Annotated in this window: 18 protein-coding genes; 10 read left to right on the top strand and 8 right to left on the bottom strand. The window is 46.9% G+C overall.

Annotated features, from left to right (window positions below):
- Positions 1-2 precede the first annotated feature (2 nt).
- Positions 3-1,022, bottom strand: a complete 1,020-nt coding sequence (locus tag PUW25_RS05390) for an AraC family transcriptional regulator (protein WP_274338545.1) — start codon at positions 1,020-1,022, stop codon at positions 3-5.
- A gap of 124 nt (positions 1,023-1,146) precedes the next feature.
- Here PUW25_RS05390 and PUW25_RS05385 point away from each other — a divergent pair, with 124 nt between their 5' ends.
- Positions 1,147-1,740 carry an NAD(P)H-dependent oxidoreductase gene (locus PUW25_RS05385; RefSeq protein ID WP_274338544.1) on the top strand — a complete coding sequence of 198 codons (594 nt, stop codon included), beginning with the start codon at positions 1,147-1,149 and terminating at the stop codon, positions 1,738-1,740.
- A 112-nt stretch (positions 1,741-1,852) separates the two neighbouring features.
- On the opposite strand, the gene PUW25_RS05380 is transcribed toward PUW25_RS05385, so the two are convergent.
- Complete coding sequence (locus PUW25_RS05380; RefSeq protein ID WP_420800547.1) at positions 1,853-2,803, bottom strand: EcsC family protein; 951 nt, start codon at positions 2,801-2,803, stop codon at positions 1,853-1,855.
- Positions 2,804-2,984: 181 nt separating this feature from the next.
- Between PUW25_RS05380 and hmpA the strand changes: the two genes are divergently transcribed.
- Positions 2,985-4,190: an NO-inducible flavohemoprotein gene (gene hmpA, locus PUW25_RS05375; protein ID WP_274338543.1), complete on the top strand. Its 1,206-nt coding sequence runs from the start codon at positions 2,985-2,987 to the stop codon at positions 4,188-4,190.
- Here hmpA and PUW25_RS05370 read toward each other — a convergent pair.
- Together PUW25_RS05370 and PUW25_RS05365 are read right to left on the bottom strand one after the other, a co-directional pair.
- Positions 4,185-4,706, bottom strand: coding sequence for a Crp/Fnr family transcriptional regulator (locus tag PUW25_RS05370; RefSeq protein WP_274338542.1), 522 nt, complete (start codon positions 4,704-4,706; stop codon positions 4,185-4,187). The genes hmpA and PUW25_RS05370 overlap by 6 nt on opposite strands.
- Positions 4,707-4,815: 109 nt before the next feature.
- The gene (locus PUW25_RS05365; protein WP_274338541.1) at positions 4,816-5,721 is read right to left on the bottom strand and encodes an S-layer homology domain-containing protein; all 906 of its coding nucleotides are present in this window, start codon (positions 5,719-5,721) and stop codon (positions 4,816-4,818) included.
- A 389-nt stretch (positions 5,722-6,110) separates the two neighbouring features.
- Between PUW25_RS05365 and PUW25_RS05360 the strand changes: the two genes are divergently transcribed.
- From PUW25_RS05360 to PUW25_RS05325, 8 genes are all read left to right on the top strand, one after another.
- Positions 6,111-7,856, top strand: a complete 1,746-nt coding sequence (locus PUW25_RS05360; protein WP_274338540.1) for an ABC transporter ATP-binding protein — start codon at positions 6,111-6,113, stop codon at positions 7,854-7,856.
- Positions 7,846-9,642 (top strand): ABC transporter ATP-binding protein, encoded by a 1,797-nt coding sequence (locus tag PUW25_RS05355; protein WP_274338539.1) that lies wholly within the window; start codon positions 7,846-7,848, stop codon positions 9,640-9,642. The genes PUW25_RS05360 and PUW25_RS05355 overlap by 11 nt, the downstream gene beginning before the upstream one ends.
- 243 nt (positions 9,643-9,885) lie before the next feature.
- Positions 9,886-10,953, top strand: coding sequence for a WXG100 family type VII secretion target (locus tag PUW25_RS05350; protein WP_274338210.1), 1,068 nt, complete (start codon positions 9,886-9,888; stop codon positions 10,951-10,953).
- A 363-nt stretch (positions 10,954-11,316) separates the two neighbouring features.
- On the top strand, positions 11,317-11,535 hold the full coding sequence (locus PUW25_RS05345) for a hypothetical protein (RefSeq protein ID WP_274338209.1): 219 nt from the start codon (positions 11,317-11,319) through the stop codon (positions 11,533-11,535).
- A gap of 122 nt (positions 11,536-11,657) precedes the next feature.
- Entirely contained in the window at positions 11,658-12,119 is a 462-nt protein-coding gene (locus PUW25_RS05340) for a DUF5381 family protein (RefSeq protein WP_274338208.1), read from the top strand.
- A 279-nt stretch (positions 12,120-12,398) separates the two neighbouring features.
- Positions 12,399-12,860 (top strand): hypothetical protein, encoded by a 462-nt coding sequence (locus PUW25_RS05335; protein WP_274338207.1) that lies wholly within the window; start codon positions 12,399-12,401, stop codon positions 12,858-12,860.
- A gap of 311 nt (positions 12,861-13,171) precedes the next feature.
- Complete coding sequence (locus PUW25_RS05330; protein WP_274338206.1) at positions 13,172-13,999, top strand: hypothetical protein; 828 nt, start codon at positions 13,172-13,174, stop codon at positions 13,997-13,999.
- 107 nt (positions 14,000-14,106) lie between these two features.
- The gene (locus tag PUW25_RS05325) at positions 14,107-14,280 is read left to right on the top strand and encodes a hypothetical protein (RefSeq protein WP_205053932.1); all 174 of its coding nucleotides are present in this window, start codon (positions 14,107-14,109) and stop codon (positions 14,278-14,280) included.
- A 74-nt stretch (positions 14,281-14,354) separates the two neighbouring features.
- Here PUW25_RS05325 and PUW25_RS05320 read toward each other — a convergent pair whose 3' ends face one another.
- From PUW25_RS05320 to PUW25_RS05305, 4 genes are read right to left on the bottom strand one after another with little or no spacing between them, the layout of a single operon-like run.
- A complete protein-coding gene (locus PUW25_RS05320) occupies positions 14,355-15,128 on the bottom strand; it encodes an ABC transporter permease (protein ID WP_047912243.1) in 774 nt (257 codons plus the stop codon).
- Positions 15,129-15,155: 27 nt separating this feature from the next.
- Positions 15,156-15,932, bottom strand: coding sequence for an ABC transporter ATP-binding protein (locus PUW25_RS05315; RefSeq protein ID WP_274338205.1), 777 nt, complete (start codon positions 15,930-15,932; stop codon positions 15,156-15,158).
- Between the two features lie 14 nt (positions 15,933-15,946).
- Positions 15,947-16,957: an ABC transporter substrate-binding protein gene (locus PUW25_RS05310; RefSeq protein ID WP_274338204.1), complete on the bottom strand. Its 1,011-nt coding sequence runs from the start codon at positions 16,955-16,957 to the stop codon at positions 15,947-15,949.
- A complete protein-coding gene (locus PUW25_RS05305) occupies positions 16,950-18,407 on the bottom strand; it encodes an aryl-sulfate sulfotransferase (protein ID WP_274338538.1) in 1,458 nt (485 codons plus the stop codon). Before PUW25_RS05305 ends, PUW25_RS05310 begins: the two co-directional genes overlap by 8 nt.
- Positions 18,408-18,448 lie beyond the last annotated feature (41 nt).

Raw genomic sequence — 18,448 nt, 5'->3', positions numbered from 1 at the left:
ATTCATTTCGCATCAATTGTGCGATATTGTCCCGGAGCGAGTCCTGTCCACTTTTTAAAAGCATGCTGAAACGCACTGTCCTCCGAAAAATGAAGCAAAAAAGCAATGTCCGCAATGGATTGCTCCGGCTCCTTAAGATATCTAAGCGCCAGCTCCTTGCGAATATCATTGAGCAGCCTTCTATAAGTCGTATTCTCCTGCTGAAGCCTAGCCTGAAGCGTTCTCGTGCTCATATGAAAATGTGCCGCAGCATCCGATATGCCCGGGAGCCTGACCTTGAGCTGCTCCATCATCCACCTTGTGAGCTCATCCGTAAAGTGACGACCAGCCTTCAGCTTAAGGAGTACATCCGAGGTCCTCTCTTCAAACCATCCGGCGAGCCTGGCATCAGCATAAATCACCGGATACTCCAGTACTTCCTGAGGAAAATACAGACTCGTGTGCTCCTTATTAAACTCTGGCTGTACACCCAGCACTTCCCTGTATTCATCTCCGCTGTCCGGTGCCGGATGCATAAGGGTTATCCTGCTGAACTTGATGGTTCTGCCGCTAAGCCGGGTCATGATATGAACAAGCGAGCTCACCATATCGTCTACACAATGTCTAGATGGCGGATAGGACAGCTCTTCAAGCGATAAAGTCAGCACCGTCTCTGAACCCTGCCTAGAGAGCCGTATATCATAGCCGCTGCAGACCGTTGCATAATATCTTTGATAGGCGTGAATACATTCCTCAATGGTCCCTGAATGCACCATCGTATACCCCAGCACTCCAAGATCCGCCATCTCCATCTGAGAACCCTGGTGAAGTCCAAAATACGCATCCTCCAGAAGCTCTGCCGCCGCACAAGCCAGCTTCACATGCTGCTCTGCACCAATGCGGGCTTCCGGATCCTGCAGCAATCTGGGGTCCAGACCATTGTCACGGCAAAAGGTATCCACATCATAACCGGATAAAGAAACGGTCTTGATCATGGTATATAGCATCGTAATGGATATGCCGTATTCGACGATTTCCGCCACCTCCCTTAAATAAGCAGAACAGAACATGAATTCTGCGTGATAGATCATAAGTATAAATTCAAACTTCCTATATGATGAGTAACGAAGAACATTTCTCACGCATCCATTAGGAGGATTGAATGATATGAGTAAATCTCAACTACCCGTAATAACAATTATACTGGGACATCCTGATCTTGACAGCTACTGCAGCGCACTCGCTCAAGCTTATATGAAGGGAGCCAGAGAGCAAGGAGCGACCGTTCACTTACTTGAGCTCGGCAAGCTGAGCTTCAACCCCAACCTCAAATACGGATACAGACAACGCACCGAGCTGGAGCCGGACCTGCTGTATGCCCAGGAGATTATCAAACAATCGGATCACATTGTCCTGATCTATCCCCTATGGTGGGGCAGCATGCCGGCGCTTCTCAAAGGCTTCTTTGACCGGATTCTCCTTCCCCACTATGCCTATCTGCAGCGTCCGAACAGTCTGCTCTGGGATAAGCTTCTGACCGGCAAGACCGCTCATCTGATTGTCACGATGGATACTCCATCCTTGTATTATCGGCTCATATATGGAAGGGCAGGACACCGAGTGGTCACACAAGGTATATTCGGTTACTGCGGAATCAAGACACGTAAAATTACCGAAATCGGTCCAGTTAAAACCTCGACAGACGTTAAGAGGCAGCAGTGGCTGAGTAAAATCTACAAGCTTGGAGCCAAGCTCGCCTGACGTTACAGAAAAATTAAGCATCGAGCGATAGGATTGATTCGTATCCTGCTGTGGTTCCCATGCCGTTATCCACATGACCATGCGGGGTTGCTGTATGACTGAGAGTAAGTCTCTATTCCAGCTCTGCCAATCGTTTGAGCAAGCGGCGCTTCTTATACAGCATTTTCCCTGCTTCAGACACATCGGACAGCGTTCCTTTGTTGCTGATGGACCCGAATATAATCCCTGCAATGGGAATCATCTGAAACAGCTGCTTCCAGCCAAGACTGTCCCGATACGTATTGACCACTTCGCGCCAGCCCTGGATCTGGGATATGACCTCAGCATTCGTATGCTCTTCATCGAAGGTAGCGAGTTCGGTTAGGATCGCCTTCTTTCCGACGATGTCGGCGGAAGAGAACTGAAGACATTTGAGTACAAATACCCGTTCCATGGGATCATTCGGATCATAGCCATAACAGATGGCGATCTCTTGGAGCGTCTTGAGTGAATTGCCAAGAACCAGCGTCATGTCTGCAGCCATCGTAATAAATCCGCCGACCCCGGTAGCCGCACCACTTGCCGCTGCAAATTTCACGCGCTCTGAGATGATGTCATCCGCTACCTGGTCCATTACCAAGACAGGCAGGTGTGATACCTGTTCAAGTGAAATGGCAGAGGCCTCGTCATGGTCAGCATTCTCCTGCTTCTGGCCTTTGCCTGTTACACTTGCAGTGACGCTTGAAGCGGCTGTGCCCAGCTGTTTGAACAGCGTCTTCACACTGCCTTTCTTAACTTCTTTCTTAGTTGAGCCTTCCTGAGCTTCACCTTGCAGTATGTTATCAATCCGGCGAAGCACCGTTTTGGGGTTAACCAGAAATTTACCGCCATTCTGAATAAAAGCACCCATTTCATTCAGGACATCTCCCAGCTTGTCACGAATAATCTTTGGCGTCAGCTTATCCAGCATCACAAAGGGCAGCCGGCCAAGCTTTTCCCAAAAAAAGATATCCTTCTGCTCGTTCTCCCATTTCTCTATGTCAGCCAGTTGGCTCCTAAGTTCATCCGCATGTTCCATATTCATTAAGATGTCGTTCTCCTTCTATTCATTCCTCTTGAATTTCACAACAAGTATACGAGTTAGAATGGGAAAAGGATGCATTTCTATTCTTCATTTCCTGTTCACATTAGGTGTGATCCAAATCACAATTCGTCCCTTATGTCTCTTCTATACTTGAACTAATTCAACAGAGGGGGCTTTATTTATGTTAAGTACTCAAGATATCAAAATCATTCAATCCACGGTTCCTGTGCTCGAAGTGCACGGCAATGAGATTACACGGCGGTTCTATGAGCTGTTGTTTGAACATCATCCCGAGCTGCTCCATATATTCAATCATGCCAATCAGAGCCAAGGCAAGCAGCAAGCAGCACTAGCCGCGATGGTATACGCTGCTGCCAAATATATTGATCGACTTGAAACTGTACTGCCGGCTGTTACCCAAGTCGCCCATAAGCATCGCAGTCTCGGGGTAAAGCCTGAGCATTATCCGATTGTAGGCAAATATTTGCTGTTGGCCATCAAGGATGTACTAGGTGAAGCCGCTACAGATGAGATTATTGAGGCATGGGGTAATGCTTATCAGGTCATTGCCAATGTATTTATCCAAATGGAGGCCAAAATGTATGAGGAGGCTTCCGATCAGCCTGGAGGCTGGGAAGGCTTCCGTGCATTTGAGGTCATTAAAACCGTGGACGAAAGTGACATCATCCGTTCATTCTACTTACGGCCTGCAGATCAATCGCCGCTCGCTCCGTTCGAACCTGGGCAATACATTAGTGTAAAAGTTGAAATTCCAGGTGATTCATATACCCAAATTCGTCAGTACAGCTTGTCGGACGCTCCCGGTCTGCCGCATTACCGAATCAGTGTCAAGAAAGAATCAGCCAGAGCGGATTCACCTGCAGGCAGAGTATCCAGCTATCTCCATGATCAGATTCATGCAGGCGACACCCTATGGCTGTCAGCACCTGCAGGAGACTTCAAGCTTGAGATCCAGGATGATCGTCCGCTTGTGCTCATCGGAGGAGGCATCGGCATCACTCCCCTCATCAGCATGCTTCAGGCTGAACTGGCCAGCGGCGCAGAGCGTGACATTACGTTCATTCATGCAGCTCAGCACATGAAGGTCCAAGCCTTGGGACCACAGATCCGGCATTTGGAACAGGAGCATGACCGCCTGTCTGCTTACTTCTGCTACAGTGATCCTCAATCCGAAGATGAGGGCTATGACAGAACGGGGAGAGTGGATCAAGACTGGCTTGCAGAGGTCGTTCAGACGACAGATGCTCATTTTTACTTCTGCGGACCGACCTTGTTCATGAAGAGCCTTCGGAGTATGCTGCTGGACTGGGGCGTACAGGAGCATGACCTGCATTACGAATTTTTTGGACCCAAGGAGCAGCTATAAGTCAGGCTCCTGCTCTTCCGATGTACCTGCTCTCAGCAAGCGGTTAACTGTCTCTCTTCGGAGACCAATCAGCTGTCCGATTTCGGATTGGGTGAGCACATCGGTCATTTTCTCTGGAGCGAGGTAACCTTCCATCCATTCCTGAAGACGGCGAAGTCGTTCTGCGGGATTAGTCTCTGTCATTTGATCCATTCTCTCCTGCATCATTCGAACCTTATTTTGCAGCAGAAGTGCGATATCCCGATACTTCGCGGGCTGCTCCGACAAAGCATGGTACCATGCAGCGGAAGGGATCACTTCGATCTCACATGTCGTTAGAGCAATAGCCGTTCCGAAACAAGGGCCCGGGCTGATTAGGCTATGATGAGGGATGGTTTCTCCGGGTACGATGAGATTAACGAGATAAGCATTCCCATCCTCCTGAATTCGGACGATTTTTAACAAGCCTTTATGGAGATGATACAGCGGTCCTGTATCTCCCTGACGAAAGAGAATCTCGCCTTTATGTAAAATCATGATTTTCCTCCAGCTATCTATAATTCTTATGAGTTATGTTATGGATTCATCTTAACAAAAAAGAAGCCCGGAATACATTCCGAGGCTTCCTTTATGTTCAGGAACATTTTTATGAAAAAGGCTCTACGAGCGGCGTATATCCGGATGGGATATTGGTTTCCGCTGTACGCTCCGTAATGACCTGTGGATACATCTTGTCCGGGTCTGGCTGGATAATCTGATATTTAATTATCGCTTTACCATCCTTTCCAAGCTCTACCTTCTTGATCTCTAGTCCATAGCCCGGATTTGGCAGCTCCAAGCTGAGCTTGACCTTAATCGTCTTCTCATCTACCGTTTGGGAAGTCACTTCAGGTACATAAGCCTGCTGGCCGCTCCCTGGAATATCTGTACCTGGTTGTTCCTCAGAACCACCACCGTTTCCATAACGATCCACAACCTCGAGTGCGTTAAATACCATTTCTGCTGCCTCCATTCGGGTCAGCTCTTCATCCGGTCTGAATTCATCCTTATCGTTCAAACTGACGATATTCATGTTCAGCAAGGTTTGAATCGAGCTCTCATATTCCTTGTTGATCTTGTCACCATCGGCAATGAAGTTGTAACGAAGAATCGAAGGATAGGTTCCTGTCGTATTGAGTCCTTCATATAGCAGCTGGGCAAACACTTCTCTCGTCAAGCTGTTATTCGCATCAAATTGTTCAGGAACAGACAGGCCGTGTGCTATAGCGGCATTCACAGCTCCATCATACCAGCGTACCGCTTCGGAATTCGCTTCATCTTTCAGATCATAAGCATTTACAATCATTTGAATACCCTGCGCCTCAGTTAACCGCTGCTCTGGATGAAACAACTGGTTCGTCACCCCACTCACAATTCCTTTGCTTCTCAGCGAATCCAACAGACTTAGCTGCTCCTTCGAGCTGACATCATCAAAGGCATAAGCGGACGCTCCGCCCAGTGCCATCGCGATACTCATTGCAGCTACAGATATTTTAATCGTTCTATGCTTCATTTGTAGTCAGCCTCCATCTTTAGTCAATCTTTATTTTCCATCTCGATTTACACTCTAAACGAGCCCCGGCTCCAAAATGTTTCACTTGCCCTCAGGATCTTCCCTCCATATCCTTAATTAACCTTAAATTGAAGTCTCTCCATCCGTCTCTCAAATTATTTCCACTGATATTTACATATTTCATGGTTTGACATCGAAGGTATTATGCATAAGAATTAAATGTATATTGTTTACCGGCCCAATCCATTTCATAAATGGATTGGGTTATGAATACCAACAGAACGTTTATGTAAGTGAAGGGCATGTTTGCTTTTTTTGATAAAAAAAAAGCATCTGCCCTTTTCTTGCCGTGTCTTACTAAAAAAATAGCCAAGGAGATGACTTGCCTTATGCAAGATCGAAGTATGCTTCGCCATTATGTCGGTTCTCACTGGCCTTCCTACCTCGCTGCCATCCTGCTGATTATCATCTCTAATATTGATCAGGCGCTGCTGCCCCGTGTCGTTGGTCATTTTACAGATGAACTCCAGCTCCAAACACTCACTATGGAAAAAATTATTTATTACAGCCTGCAGCTGCTCCTCATTGCCATCTCGTATAATGCGCTGTTTGGCCTGGGTCAATTTATGATTATGCGGCTCGGACGCAGATTTGAGTACGTCACGCGGGAGAAGCTGTTCGGCAAATTTTCTGAGCTGAGCGAGAAATATTTTGCCAAGCAAGGTACAGGAAAACTGCTCAGTTATGTGATGAATGATGTAACCTCGGTACGTGAAGCAATCTCGAATGGAATTAACCAGACAACGAATGCTGTCTTTCTGCTCCTGTCCTGCGTTGTCATGATGATGATTGACGGAATCCCCCTCACCTTGATTGCGATCAGCGTCGGTCCACTGCTTGCCATTCCGGTGCTTGTTGTCTATTTCGGACCACGAATCCGCGAGAGATCCAAGCATGTCCAGGAAGCACTAGCATCCATGACCGAATCGGCTGAAGAACAGCTGGGCGGGATTCGAGTAACCAAGACCTTTGCCATAGAGGAGACCCAGCAGAACCGTTTCGGCGCCTCTGTTGATGCTATTCGAGATAAGCAGCTGCGGCTCGTAAGGCTGTCCTCCTTGTTTCAAGCCCTTCTCCCGCTGCTCGGCGCCGTCTCTCTGGTCATCTCCATTGTCATTGGCGGTTACATGACGATACAGAATACGATCAGCCTGGGAAGCTTCGTCGCGCTAACTCTGTATCTGCGCATGATTATGGGTCCCCTTCAGCAGATTGGGAATGTCATCAATATGATGCAGCGGTCCAGCGCATCGCTCGACCGGGTCAATAATCTGCTGGCTGAAATTCCGGATGTCCGAGAAGTGCCGGATGCTGTTCCTCTAAGCAAGGTGGAGGATATTACGATTCGTAATCTATCCTTCAAATATCCCGGAAGCAAGGAACATGCCCTGCATAACATCAATCTTACCCTTCCCGCTGGCAAAACCATCGGCATTGTGGGCCGAACAGGCAGCGGCAAGAGTACACTCGTCAAACTGCTGCTGCGAGTCTATGAGCCGCCTGCAAACACCGTTTTTATCAGCGGTCTTGATATCAGGCAATTAACACTTGAGAGTCTCCGTTCCAAATTGTCTTATGTTCCGCAGGACGGATTCCTGTTCAGCACGACGATTCGGGATAATATTGCCTTCAGCGACCGCAGTGCATCCCAGACTGAAGTAGAAGCTCCGGCGAAGCAGGCGATGATCTTTGATAATATCATCCAATTTCCGAAGCGATTCGATACCCCTCTCGGGGAACGCGGGGTCACCTTGTCTGGAGGACAACGTCAGCGGACCAGTCTCGCAAGAGGGCTGATGAAGAAGGCACCCTTGCTGATTCTTGATGATAGTATGAGTGCTGTCGATGCCGTAACCGAAACCGGAATATTAAACAGCTTGAAGAAGGAACGAAAAAACAAATCCACACTCATCATTTCTCACCGCATCAGCGCGGTCAAGCATGCCGATCTCATCGTCGTTCTGGAGGAAGGACGGATCGTGGAGCAAGGCAGCCATCGGCAGCTCATGTCACTGGGCGGACAATATGCATCACTTGCCCGCATTCAGGAGGAGGGGTTAAATCATGGGATCTAAACCGAATCGGAGTGCATTTCGTGAAATATTAAGCTATGGCCGGCCGCACCGGATGAAGTTTGTACTCATCTTCTTCTGTTCGCTGCTCGGTATAGCCGCTGAGCTGTCACAGCCGTATCTGATTAAGATCGCGATCGATGATCATCTTGCAATCGGAAACACAGAGCTTCGTTTTCTCATCTACATCGCTGTTCTTTATTTGGTTCTATCCATTATCAGCTTCATATTTACGTATATCCAGAACAATCTGCTCCAATTTACCGGACAGAGCATCGTCGCATCGCTGCGCAGGGATTTGTTCAAACACATCACAAGAATGTCCATGTCCTTCTTTGACCGCAGACACAGCGGAAGTCTGGTCACGAACGTATCCAGTGATACCGAGACGATCAGCCAGTTCTTTACTCAGGTGCTGCTCAGTCTGATTCGTGACGGCATGATGCTCATTATGATTATCTTTTTTATGTTCCAGCTGGATGTTACCCTTGCCGCTTACTCTTTGGCTGTACTTCCGGTCATTGCGATCGTTGCCGTCCTGTTCCGTAATTATTTGAAGGAGACCTATCAGCAAGCGAGAACCCGGCTGTCCAGACTTGTCGCCTTTATTGCAGAGAACCTGTCGGGGATGTTCTTGATTCAGGCTTTCCATCAGGAGAAGGAGCAGCTGAAACAGTTCAATAAACAGAATGAGAGCTACTATTCGGCCAATATTCGTCAGGTCCGCTCCAACGTTATATTTAACCGGACCTTTGATATACTGGGCAACATCGCTCTTGTATTGATGGTCTGGCTAGGGGGGCAGGCTGTACTCGGCAAATCTCTCGAGGTCGGTGTGCTGTACGCTTTTATCAGCTATATCCGTCAATTTTTTCAGCCGATTAACCAAATTACGATGCAATGGAATACATTCCAGTCCACCACCGTTTCCATGGAAAGAATATGGAGCATTCTCAGTACTGAGCCCGAAATTCCAGATCCGAAGGATGTGGATACCGTAAAATTGAACGCGGATCAAGTGAAGGGCAAGATCACATTTGACGATGTGTCCTTTGGTTATTCAGCGGACCAGCCTATCATTCATCAACTGAATCTTACGATACGGCCTGGAGAAATGATTGGTGTCGTAGGAACGACCGGTGCGGGCAAGAGCACGGTGATCTCTCTGCTGAACCGTTTCTATGATGTAACAGAGGGCAGCATTCTAATCGATGATATCGATATTCGGCGGCTGCCACAGCAGAGCCTTCACCGGATGGTCGGTCTCATTCAACAGGAGCCCTTCCTGTTCTCAGGCTCAATCATTGATAATGTACGGATGTTCCGTGAGGAGATCAGCCGTGAAGAAGTTATCGAGGCGTGCAGCTATGTGGGTGCGGATCTGATGATCTCCAGATTGCCGGAGGGCTATGATACGCATCTGTCAGAGCGAGGAAGCGGACTATCTGCGGGAGAGAGGCAGCTTATATCCTTTGCGAGGATTGTTGTCTTCAAGCCACGTATTCTCATATTGGATGAAGCAACAGCGAATCTCGATTCTCATACCGAGCAGCTGGTTCAGTCTGCACTTGATTCGGTTTCCGCCGGAAGGACGACGATCGTCATTGCGCACCGGCTGTCCACCGTGATGCATGCAGACCGTATTCTGGTCATGAAGGATGGTGCCATTGTCGAGTCTGGCAGCCATCCAGAGCTTATGCGGCTTGGCGGCTATTATAGAGAACTATACGATCATGCCCTGGAATCTGGAACGACTTCCAAGGAACATACGCATAATGATGCAGGTTAGACCTGCTGTCCAATTGAGCCGACCGGCGGTTTTTACTGCTAAGTCGGCTATTGGTTCATGATGCAAAAGCTGGACTTTGGATGCAGTTCTCCGTGATGTGTCTCTTACAAAAGTCCTGTTTTATCCGACTTTCGTTGCCAATGCAGCGTTTCTGACCTTACAATTAATGGGTATATATACCAAGTTGATAACTTCACAGCTTCTATATAAGTAAGAACCCACTATACAAACGAGGTGAACAAGGTGACTAGAATTGTTGTCCCTCCTGAACGAATCCAGGAAATATCACAGCAATTTGCTCAAGCTTCTACGCTTACTAGCAGTATGATCTCTAACCTGAACGGACAGATTCTGTCTTTGCAGAGCAGATGGGCAGGCATTACGCAAGAACGCTTCTTTCAAGAATTTCAGGTTGCTCGCGGACAAATGGAGAGCTTCACCACTTCTGTTGCCTCCATTGGAACTGAGCTTCGCTCCATTGCTGTTAAATTTGCCGAAACCGATCAGACGGCAGGCAACGGAATACATACGGACGGTAATTCTCAAGGACAAAATCCGAAGGAAACCCTGTCGAACTTATTTAATCAAGGGGAAAATGCTTGGAGTACTGCGAACGGCATTCGCGGGAACTTGGCACTCGCAGGCACAGGCATGTACAGCCTTTTGGCAAGCACGCTTGTGCTGACCAAAACCGTTGAATTCAAGCGCAGTCCAAAGAATCCTACCCGGGCAGTTGTCCATAATGCCAAGTGGGTCAATGGCAAGGGTCCGAATACTTTTCTTAGAAACATGGCACGCCGAATGGATAAACAGTTCCGCAATCCTGGACTTGTCATGAAGGGACTCAAAGGCTTCGATAAGCTCGCAGGGACATTAAAGATGGGTAAGCTTGGGCTCGGCTTTAGTAAAGCGAATAGCTTCTCTCAGTGGACTCGTAACGTTGTAGCTGGTGTACCCAAAGGGCAATACGGAATGAAAATATCTGCCATTCCCAAGATGATCGGGAAGAGACTGTTTCCGATTAACGTCGGACTTAATGTCTTCGATGAAGGAGTTAAAACCGTCTCAAAAATTAAAGCGGGAACCCTTACCGGTACGGATATCGCCGTATCTGCTTCCAATGTCGTGATTAAGTCCGCTGCAGCTGGAGCAGGTGCAGTTGCTGTTGGAGCAATAGGTGGAGTTTTATTTGGGCCGGTAGGTGCAGCTGTGGGTGCATACGTTGGAGGAAGTGCAGGAGCAGCATTAGGTGGCATCGCTGCAGGAGTAGCAGAAAAAGGAATAAAATGGGTGAGTGGATTGTTTAAATAATCTAAGCCATCACTCCAATCACTTAAATCACTTTTTCATCAAAAGAATAACATCTGATAAAAGAGTCTCTCATTCTAGCATTAGAATAACCCAGACCCTTGGAGGAAGCACCTTATGACTCTTATTAACTATCGTCGTAAAACCGCTATACTTTTTACATTTATAGCACTAGTATTTTTTTGTATCGGTATATTTCTCATTTGGTCAACTATAACTGATGATGTAACTTTTCTAATACGTATTTATTATTTATCTGGCGCGTTTCTTTGTTTCTGGTTTATAGGACCCCTTTTTTACTGGAACCTGCTTAACTCAATTAGTAGCAGTACCACTCTGTTCTCTTATAACGAAGAGGGTATCAAGTTGAACAATGGGAAGGAAATAGCCTGGAGCAGTATTAAAAAGATTGAGCACATTGACGGCAAAATGAGTCGATTTATTCTGCCCGTCCCTTCTCACTTCCTGCTTACTACAAGTCATGGAGAAATCAAAATAACTACTCATAACCTGCTGAGAACAAGGGAAAGCATTGTGCTCAAAGAGCTCCGTACCACCTGGAATCAAAATAAAAACAAAACCTAATCTATAAGCTACCTGCTTAGGAAGTGCATTCGAGTTTTATGCCGAAGGGCATGTCGCATATAGCTCTGCAAAAAAGAATGTAACCGAGCTGGGCAACTTCCTTTTGGAGGCAGTATACTATCATGACTTCTGTTACCTTTGAACGCAAAACTGCAATACGTAACACTCTGATCTGCTTCGTGTTCATTATTGTCGGTTTATTTCTTACCTGGGAAGTCATTAATGGCAGGCATAGTATGATCTTTAGATTTTATTATGCTTCTGGCGCTTTCCTAGCTTTTTGGTTTATGGGCCCTCATTTTTATTGGAGCGCTGTCAGGACGGTCGGCAGCAATATTTTGTTTTCCTATAATAAAGAAGGCATTGTGTTAAACGACAATCAGACCATTCCTTGGCATCAGATCAAGAAGCTTGAGAGTATCGAGGGGAAAATGAATAAATTCCTGCTTCCCGTACCCTCTCACTTTCTTGTTGAACTGAACGACAAGTCCGAAAAAAGGATTTATACTTACAGTCTGCTGAAAGACAAGGACACAGAGGTACTTAAAGTACTACGTTCAGCTTGGAATACAAACCGCCGATGAACTCTAAATCCTCATACAAAAGTCATGTTTTATCCGACTTTAGTTGCCAGTGTAGGGTTTCTGACCTTACAAATAATGGGTATGTATACCAAGTTGACAAGAATTGTTGTCCCTCCTGAACGAATCCAGGAAATTTTCTACGCTTACTAGCAGTATGATCTCTAACCTGAACGGACAGATTCTGTCTTTGGGGCAGGCATTACGCAAGAACGTAGCATCCGCTGCAGAACAGGCGATTGGTTGGATAGGCGGCCTATTTAAATAAGTTAAGGAGGATTTATGCAGTCTATCCGTTATAACCGAAAAACTGTTTTTTACAAAGCCATTTCAATCTTCTTGCTAATAATTATGTGTATTGTACTTGCTTTTGCCCTGACAGGAAACAATTTGGGTCCAGCCGAAACTATCTTCTACTTGTCTGCCATGGTTATAGGGCTTTGGTTTTTTGCTCTTCCATTTATTCATTTAATTAGGTTACTATTCTCTACAAAACCGCTACTCAACTACGATCAAGAGAAAATTCAATTGAATAATGGAAGAACAGTACCATGGTCAAATATTAAAAAAATCGAGTCACATCAAAGTTCGGTGAATAAATGGTTTCAGTCTGTACCTCCCTTCTATCGTTTTATACTTAATAATCATGAGTTTGTAGATGTGAAAACCTTCCATGCATTCAGCACGGAAGAGTTTAATGAAACACTTAAGCATATTCGTGTAGCCTGGAATAGATATAAATGATCTGGCGATAGCTGAGGCATAACACGATGACACATGTAATTTATGCTCGTAAAATAGTACTAGTATTTGTTTGTATCGGTTTATTTCTCACTTGGAGAAATAAACACCAAAAATCATGACCACTCCAAAAGTTTGAACCCATTCAAAACTGTCCTATATTTTATGGAGGCAGATCATGACTAAAGTAACTTATCATCGGAAAAATGCTATTATTCACACCCTGATATGTCTCCTCTTTTTGGTTATCGGAACCTTTCTTGCAAAAATCATCTATTAATCAGCCAATATATCTTAAGTAAAAAGGAGATCTTATGGACAAACCATTAATTACGTTATCCATCGAAGAGTTTGGTTTTGCACTGGCTTCCTTGGGCGCAGATGACGTCGCTGCCGGCCTGCTCAAACCAATGTACGGTGAACTAGAAGAGAATGAATGGGAGCTAGTGCTGAGAGCAGCATCTCATAGTCTTCTATCCAAAGGCCTCATCGTACGTATGGAAGAAAATGAAATTGAATTCGTCCCCGAGCTTCTGGACATGCTTGTTCATTTTGCGAAGAGCCGGAGCATGCTCAGAGGCTACACCGATTGGGATGGTCAGGAGAAAGTACTGACAATCCATAAAGGAACCGAATCCGGTGATCCATACCTCTATCATTTATCTATTGATCAGCGCATCCACCTCTTTACCTGGACGGAGCCAAGTGAATGGGAAGAAGAATTATACCGTCTATACGTGGGACAAGCACGTACTCTACCGCCTGGTACCTCCTCCCGTTTCCAGCTGCCTGAATCACAATGGAGCCAATTGACGGAGAACCCTGCCCTTAATAATGCAGAGCGTTTAATAAACGAATGGTCCGTCGATGCCGCGGATAAGGATCTGATTGTATCCTGGTGCACCGATTTTCAAGCATCCGGACGAAGCCTAGATAACCTCAGCATTATGAATTATTCACAGGAAGAGCTGCCGGCTGCAGAGAGCATATTACTGCTGCTCCACACAGACAATCATTTCTGGAGCGTATATGATACCCCACAGGAATCAGAAGCCGAAACGCTCATCACCATTGAACGTACTGGTGAGAGCAGCCTGCGGACTCATCTTCAAGGCATGATCAAGCAATTTGCCAATCAGTAATACCTAATGGTATAGCTCACCTCCTTATCCTGCATGAACAGGTATAAAATTCTGGCCTGCTTGAAAAAATACTTGAGTATGCGGAGATGGGAGGAGGTGTGTTACTGATGAGCAAATCTAAGAACCAAGCTACAAAAGCCGAGGTCATCTCCACGAAGCTGAACAAGCTGCCAGTCCCTGGGGAGAATGACACTGAATTTTCTTCTGAAGAAGCAGCTCATGTGTTTGAGAAGCAGCCTTCATCCCAAAATAACAATCTGGAGCAGGATCCAAATCTGTAGTTCAACAGAGCCGAACCTCTCTATACCAAAATAAAAGCTTCACGGTCACATTGTGCCGTGAAGCTTTTTTCACCTTACCTGCGCAGCGCATTGGAGCTGACTACCCCGTAACGGGAGAGAAGTTTTCGTCCGATCAGTCCTACGATTCGGTCCGTGAGAAATCCCATGAGCCCCAGGCATAAGAGTCCAACAAAGATCCAGTCGGTGCGGAAGAAGAGCCGTGAGTTCCAGATCAGGTAACCCACTCCCTCATTGGAAGCAATCATCTCTGCTCCAATAATCGCCATGAAGGAGGTCCCCATAGCTAACCGAATCCCTGTGAACATATAAGGCACGGTTGCTGGAACAATAACATGAAGAACAATTTGCCACTCTGACGCCCCCATGCTTCTGGCTGAACGAATCTTATCCTCTTCCACGGACAGAACACCCGTGAGCGTATTCAGTGTGACGATAAAGAAGGTTGCGTACAGAATCAGCATAATTTTGGACGTCTCCCCGATCCCAAACCAGACAAGGAACAATGTAATGAAGGCAATCGGCGGTATGAACCGGATAAAATTCAGAAACGGCTCGGCGAATAGCCGGATCGCATGAACCTTCCCAATTGTAATCCCTACGGGTATAGCCAGAAGGCTGCCAAGGGTCCAACCCAGAAGCACTCGGTATGAGCTGATTCCTATATATTGAAGCAATGTGCCATCCATGAACAGCTCATAGCCGCCTTGCAGTGTATAGAGTGGACCTGGTAGAATTTCTGGTTCATATACAAGTGACAGCAGATGCCACAGGATGATAAGTGCGAACCAGAAGGTGATATGCAATGCTGCTTTTTTATACTTGCTCATAACAATCTCCGCCCTCCGATATCCGCTTTATTCATCAAAATGAGATTGAATTTGGTTATAGACTTCATGAAACTCAGGTGCAGACAAATCTCTTGGATAGGCAAAAGGAACATCATACACATCTGTTATTTTGGAGGAAGGGCCTGCAGACATAATGCCGACTCGCTGCCCAAGAAGCAGTGCTTCCTGAATATCATGCGTTACAAAGATCACCGTCTTGTCTGTCTCCTGCCAGATCTTCACGAGCTCTCGCTGCATCGTTCGTCTCGTCATCGCATCCAGCGCACCAAAGGGTTCATCCATCAGCAAAATAGCAGGGTCATTGGATAGCACTCTGGCAAGCTGAACTCTCTGCTTCATTCCGCCTGACAGCTCCCTGGGGAACTTGTGCTCATGACCCGCAAGACCTACCATGGATATATACTGATCCGAAATTTGCTTGCGTGCTGCAGCGGGTATCCGCTTCATCCGGAGACCAAACTCCACATTCTCCCTCACCGTAAGCCAAGGGAACAGGGAAGAATCGGCCTGCTGAAATACAACCGCACGATCCTGTCCCGGTCGTTCAACCTCTTTCTCCCCAACCTTGACCTGCCCCGACGTCTTAGACACGAATCCTGCGATCAGACTGAGCAATGTAGATTTACCGCAGCCGCTTGGACCAAGCAGAATAAAGAATTCTCCTCCTTTGACCGTCAAATTAACGTCCTGAATGATGTAATGGAGCTCCCCTTGGGCCTGTTGAGTAAAGCTCTTATTAAGCCGCTCGATATAGATCTCATTGGCGCTTGCTGCTGCTCTCATAACGTATCCCCTCCTTATTCCACTTCAACCCGATCCGGAAAAGCGGTGCGAATCAGATCCAGATTAATCTTCTCTTTCAGATCAAAATCCGTTTCAATCGTACCCGAACTGATCATATATTCCTTCTGTCCGACTAGTCCTTCATAGGCCTTCTCGCTAAACCCAACATTCCATGGATTATTGGGCAGGTCCTTCAGCGTAGCTTCTCTCGGCTGCTTGACTTCCTCATACAAAATATCTGCTGTTTCATCGGGATTAGCTTGGGCGTATTCAGAAGCTTCGTCCAGCGCTTTTAGAAAAGCAACCATACCTTCTTGGTTGTTGTCCAGCACTTCATTGGTTGCAATTAAGCCCGTACCCAGCCGCACAGGCGTCTGTGACATATCTGTCAATTCATGAGCTTCCTCCAGTGCACTGAATTTCTCATTCAGCACGGCTCCGTATATCCAGGTTGCATCAATCTCTCCTTTTTGCAGAGCAACATAAGCTTCGTCGAATGCCCCTTGGCCAATGAGCTCAACCTCGGATAAAGACACTCCATTCTCAGACAGATACACATCCCATAAGTAAGGAATGAAGGTACCTCTGGAGAAGCTCAGCTTCTTCCCCTTCAAATCCTCTGCACTTTTGATCTCATTGCGTACATAGAGCTTCCACTCCTTGGCGCCTTGATCGGTAGCGCTGCCTGAAGAAGCGAAGATGGAATAGTCTCCCTTGCTCACTGCATTAATAAGCGGATAATCCGCTCCAAAAGCAACATCTACCTGTTTAATGAAGAGTGAGTTAATTCCTTCTGCTGGTGTTGCAAAAGTAACAAGCTCTGCGTCAATCCCGTGTTTATCGAAGATCCCTTTGCTCTTCGCCACTCGAAAAATCGGATTCGTTGAAATATCTGCAATTCGGAGCTTGAGCTTGTTACTGCCTTGCCCTTCTGCAGAAGTTCCGCAGCCGCTAAGCAGGGAGACGGTAAGGATAAGGACAGCAAACAAGCTTACATAACGGATGATCGCTCTCAATTTACTCATGTTGATCCCCGTCCTTTCGCTGCGTGACTTCATCCTGAGTCGCTACGCAGAAGGCCCCTTCTCCATAAGATTCTGTTCCCTGTACTTCGACGGCACTGACCGCGCCTCTTGGGGCTGCACCCGGCAGACGGAAATCAGCGACATCCAGTGGAGCAATTTCCACTTCAACAGGCTGTTCCAGCTGGGGAACCCAGTTATAAGGAACACGGTAAGCACGATAGACCATATTGGCATTTATTTTATTTTTATATGGAGATATATACTCCCACACAATCTCATGCTCTCGGGTAACTTCAAAGATCCGGCCATCTGCTCCCTCGGTAATGAGTGTATTTCCATTCGGAAGGCGCTGGGCGGAGCTGATATAAGGACTGTAGAACCGGTAAGCATCAAGGGGTACAATATATCCTGCCTCTGCCGGTGTATACTGCCATTCAATTTTGAGCGTAAGCGGGTTAATCTCAAGAATTCGGGAGTAGTCACGACGTGCTACCTTTACGCCGTCCGGTGCTTCCGGGTTTGGAGCTCCGAACCCAGCCCAGCCCCCGTTATCAAATACAAGAATATTTCCTTCCCCAGGCAATCCTTGAGGTATCAGATGAGCATGATGCTGTCCAATGATCCACCCGATCTGCTTAAGCTCCTCTGCCCCATAGTCTGGTCCCAGCTTCCACACGATGCTGCCTGTCTTCTTATCTGTAATGGCGATAATATTCGTCTCCCGCGCATCCCATATAATATTATCCGGATGAAAACGCTCATCGCCTGCATCGTAGTGCTTATTAGGTCCTAAAATAGACGCTGAATTGATATGCATCCAGTCTCCGGCGTGACTACCAAAGCCGCGGGAATTCGGATCGCGGTAAAGCGATCTTTTGGCATCCTCATCGAATCCGAGCTCTTCAAAGTGGTCACTCACTGACCATTCCCATACAATGTTTCCTTCCCAGTCCACTTCAATAATGATGTCATCGAGCAGCTCCTTATCGGATATTTCGGGACGGTGTACATTTTTGTGAGCGAGAATGATCGTATTGCCGGAGTCGACCTTCGGCTCCTGACCAGGGACGTAATAGCCTACTGGATTGCCTTCACGCTGATAATCATGATGCTGGCGTGCCATCCACTCCCCTTCATGATCCGGGTCCTCAATCCATTCCTGCCGATCGAACTTCCAGACAATATTGCCATCCCAGTCCACCTGAACCAGATTCGCTTCGTCCTGAAATCCGTATTTTGGATCTCTCTCCTTCGTGCTTCCCAGTACATAGCCGCCTGGAAACAGCTTGTTCGGAAATCCTCTCAGCCCCTTCCACAGCCGCACCTCTCTGCCGTTCATATCAATAAGCAGCGCTCCCGTATCTGCCGCCTGAAAAATCGTGTACCCGCCCCATGCCTTCTCTGGCAAATATACCGTTGCCCCTGTTGGATAAATGGTTGGATGTCCCATGTTGATTTCTCCCCTCAAATTTGTGGTTTAACAAGCACTGG

Source organism: Paenibacillus urinalis, from assembly GCF_028747985.1.
GTDB classification, from domain to species: Bacteria; Bacillota; Bacilli; order Paenibacillales; family Paenibacillaceae; genus Paenibacillus; species Paenibacillus urinalis.
Note: the sequence above shows the minus strand (reverse complement) of the source record. Positions and strands in the feature narration are given on the sequence as shown.

Coding starts and splice junctions, on each gene's coding strand:
- PUW25_RS05385 (WP_274338544.1), top strand. CDS start 1,147: ATGAGTAAATCTCAACTACCCGTAATAACAATTATACTGGGACATCCT.
- PUW25_RS05380 (WP_420800547.1), bottom strand. CDS start 2,803: ATGAATATGGAACATGCGGATGAACTTAGGAGCCAACTGGCTGACATA.
- hmpA (WP_274338543.1), top strand. CDS start 2,985: ATGTTAAGTACTCAAGATATCAAAATCATTCAATCCACGGTTCCTGTG.
- PUW25_RS05370 (WP_274338542.1), bottom strand. CDS start 4,706: ATGATTTTACATAAAGGCGAGATTCTCTTTCGTCAGGGAGATACAGGA.
- PUW25_RS05365 (WP_274338541.1), bottom strand. CDS start 5,721: ATGAAGCATAGAACGATTAAAATATCTGTAGCTGCAATGAGTATCGCG.
- PUW25_RS05360 (WP_274338540.1), top strand. CDS start 6,111: ATGCAAGATCGAAGTATGCTTCGCCATTATGTCGGTTCTCACTGGCCT.
- PUW25_RS05355 (WP_274338539.1), top strand. CDS start 7,846: ATGGGATCTAAACCGAATCGGAGTGCATTTCGTGAAATATTAAGCTAT.
- PUW25_RS05340 (WP_274338208.1), top strand. CDS start 11,658: ATGACTTCTGTTACCTTTGAACGCAAAACTGCAATACGTAACACTCTG.
- PUW25_RS05335 (WP_274338207.1), top strand. CDS start 12,399: ATGCAGTCTATCCGTTATAACCGAAAAACTGTTTTTTACAAAGCCATT.
- PUW25_RS05330 (WP_274338206.1), top strand. CDS start 13,172: ATGGACAAACCATTAATTACGTTATCCATCGAAGAGTTTGGTTTTGCA.
- PUW25_RS05325 (WP_205053932.1), top strand. CDS start 14,107: ATGAGCAAATCTAAGAACCAAGCTACAAAAGCCGAGGTCATCTCCACG.
- PUW25_RS05320 (WP_047912243.1), bottom strand. CDS start 15,128: ATGAGCAAGTATAAAAAAGCAGCATTGCATATCACCTTCTGGTTCGCA.
- PUW25_RS05315 (WP_274338205.1), bottom strand. CDS start 15,932: ATGAGAGCAGCAGCAAGCGCCAATGAGATCTATATCGAGCGGCTTAAT.
- PUW25_RS05310 (WP_274338204.1), bottom strand. CDS start 16,957: ATGAGTAAATTGAGAGCGATCATCCGTTATGTAAGCTTGTTTGCTGTC.
- PUW25_RS05305 (WP_274338538.1), bottom strand. CDS start 18,407: ATGGGACATCCAACCATTTATCCAACAGGGGCAACGGTATATTTGCCA.